Origin of the sequence: Bradyrhizobium sp., assembly GCF_036735945.1 — a bacterium.
Classification (GTDB): domain Bacteria; phylum Pseudomonadota; class Alphaproteobacteria; order Rhizobiales; family Xanthobacteraceae; genus Bradyrhizobium.
This window is the reverse complement of record NZ_DAINNI010000242.1, coordinates 1-2562: the sequence shown is the minus strand read 5'-3', so window position 1 is coordinate 2562 and position 2562 is coordinate 1. Positions and strand designations below refer to the sequence as shown.

General features: G+C 64.7%; 2 protein-coding genes. One reads left to right on the top strand and one right to left on the bottom strand.

The window, feature by feature from the left end; genetic code table 11:
* Positions 1-1442: GMC family oxidoreductase (locus tag V7E26_RS29855; protein WP_324422977.1), on the bottom strand; the 1442-nt coding region annotated here is incomplete at its 3' end.
* Between the two features lie 122 nt (positions 1443-1564).
* Here V7E26_RS29855 and V7E26_RS29850 point away from each other — a divergent pair.
* Positions 1565-2562, top strand: a 998-nt coding sequence (locus V7E26_RS29850) for an adenylate/guanylate cyclase domain-containing protein (RefSeq protein ID WP_324422976.1), incomplete at its 3' end; no start/stop codon positions are given.

Sequence of the window (2562 nt, the reverse complement as noted above, 5' to 3'; positions counted from 1 at the left end):
TCGAACGTAAAACCTTCGACGACGAAATTGTCGATCATGTAGTGGCGCAGCGCCGCCGGCCCGTCCATCAGCCTGGCGGCGATGGCGGTGAGGATCTTGTTCCTGGTGTTGACCACGCCGATCTTGCGCACGCGGTCGGAATAGGCAGCCGGGAACGGCTTGTCGGTCACCGCCTTGAGCGGCGCGCTCATCTGCAGGCCCGCCATCTTGCGGAAGCCGCTCATCAGCCGGTCGAGGTCGCGCCTGTCCGACAGCAGGTTGAACTCGACGATCGGCTCTTCACGCGGGTCGCGCGACGCAAGCTTGACCTGACCGGTTTCCGAATAGGTCTTGTTGACGAAGGTGAGCAGCGAGCCGATCTGTTCGCCGACCGAATGCCAGGCCGATTTGGTGATGACGACGACGAACATGTCGCCGGCGGGAATGCCCGGGAGACCCGATGAGTAACGCAGCCCCATCTGCATGTGGCGTCGGGTGTGCTCGTTCATGCGCGCGCCGCGGCGGACATAGGAGGACAGCGAGATCGAGGGATGGTCCATCAGTCGCTGGCCGACGCCGGCGAGGCCCGCCAGCACCGGAATGCCCATGTCTTTGAGATGCCCGACCGGCCCGATGCCGGCGCGCAGCAGATGCGCCGGTGAATGTATAGCGCCGCAGGAGAGGATGATTTCGCGGCCGCGGAACTCCTGTTCCTGGCCATGGACCAGCGCCTTGACGCCGACGCATTGCGTGCCTTCGAACACCAGCTCCTTCACTTGCGTGTTGGTCGATATCGTCAGGTTGGCGCGCTTGCGCGTCTCGCGATCGAGATAGCCCATGGCGGCCGAGACGCGTTGCTCATCCTGGTTGGAATGCGTCACCGGGAAGTAGCCGTCGACGAACTCGCCGTTCTGGTCGGGCAGGAACTTGAAGCCGGCCTGCCTGCAGGCCTCCGCCATCGCCTGCGAATGCTTGGTCCAGTGCGCTTGCGGAATGCGGCGGACCGGGATGCGGCCGTCCTTGCCGTGGTACGGACCGTCGAAATCGAGGTCGTGCTCGACCTTCCTGAAAAAAGGCAGCACGTCGTTCCAGCTCCAGCCGGTGGCGCCGCGCGCATCCCACTCATTGTAATCGGTCGGCGCGCCGCGATTGGCCATCTGGCCGTTGATCGAGGACCCGCCGCCCAGCACGCGCGCCTGCTCGTATTTGCGCAGCGGCGGCCGGCTTTCATCGGGATTGTTGTGACTGACGACCTGGGTGGTGACCTTGAGTTCGGTCCAGTGGAAGCGCGGATCGAAATACGCCGTTCCCGGATAGCTGTCGCGGATCTCTTTCGGTTCGTTGCCTGGCGGCGTGTCCTGGCCTGCTTCGCAGAGCAGGACCTTGTTGGCGCTTCTGGCGGAGAGGCGGTGGGCCATGACCGAGCCTGCCGACCCGCCGCCGACGATGATGTAGTCGTACACTTTGACGTTTCCTTTTTGTTTTTGCCCCGCAAGGCTAGCGCAGCTCCGTCGCCGGGTCACGCCACCTGTCGTGGTGGCGCGCGCTTGACGTTTCGGGGAGTTGCGCGGCAAATACCCGCGCCATGAATGCCGCAGAGCTGCAGAATCTGAACGACTGGCTGATCGACGGCGGGCGCTCGGCGACCAGCCCGACCGGATTCATGGCCGAGTGCTGCGAGCAAATGGTCGCGGCGGGCCTGCCGCTGTGGCGCGTCGGCGTCTTCGTCCGCACGCTGCATCCCGAAATCTACGGCCGCAGTTTCATCTGGAAGCCGGGCGCCGAAGTCGAACTCGGCTCGGTCGATTACCACATCCTGGAGTCACCGGATTTTCACACCAGCCCGCTGATCATCGTGTTCCGGCAGGGACTCGAGGTTCGGGCCCGCGTTGACGATCCCGCCAGCAGGCGTTTTCCGATCATCGAGGAACTGCGCGCCGAAGGCGTCACCGATTATGTCGCGCTGCCGCTGCCGTTCATCGGCGGCACGGTGAACGCATCGAGCTGGACCACCAGACAGCCGGGCGGTTTCACGGAGGAGCAACTGGCCGCGCTGCGGAGCCTCGCGAAGCCGCTGGCGCGGGTCGTCGAGATTCTCAGTCTGAGCCGCATGGCTGCGAGCCTGCTCGACACCTATGTCGGCAACAGCGCCGGCGAGCGGATCATGGGCGGACAGATCAGGCGCGGCCACACCGAGACGATGAATGCCGCGATCTGGCTCTCCGACCTGCGCGGCTTCACGGCGCTGTCGGACCGGCTGCCGGCCGAAACCGTCGTCGACATCCTGAACCGGTATTTCGATTGCCAGGTCAGCGCGATCAAGAACCATGGCGGCGAGGTGTTGAAGTACATGGGCGACGGGCTGCTCGCGGTGTTCCCGATCGACGAATATGTCGGCGACGAGCAGCAGGTCTGCTCGCGCGTGCTGGAGGCCGCCCACGAATCCCGCGCCAGCGTCGCCAATCTGAACTATCCGGTCGGCGACGCCGTCGAGCGTTTTCGTTTCGGCGTCGCGCTGCATGTCGGGCGTATCCTCTACGGCAATATCGGCGGCGGCAACCGGCTCGACTTCACCTGCATCGG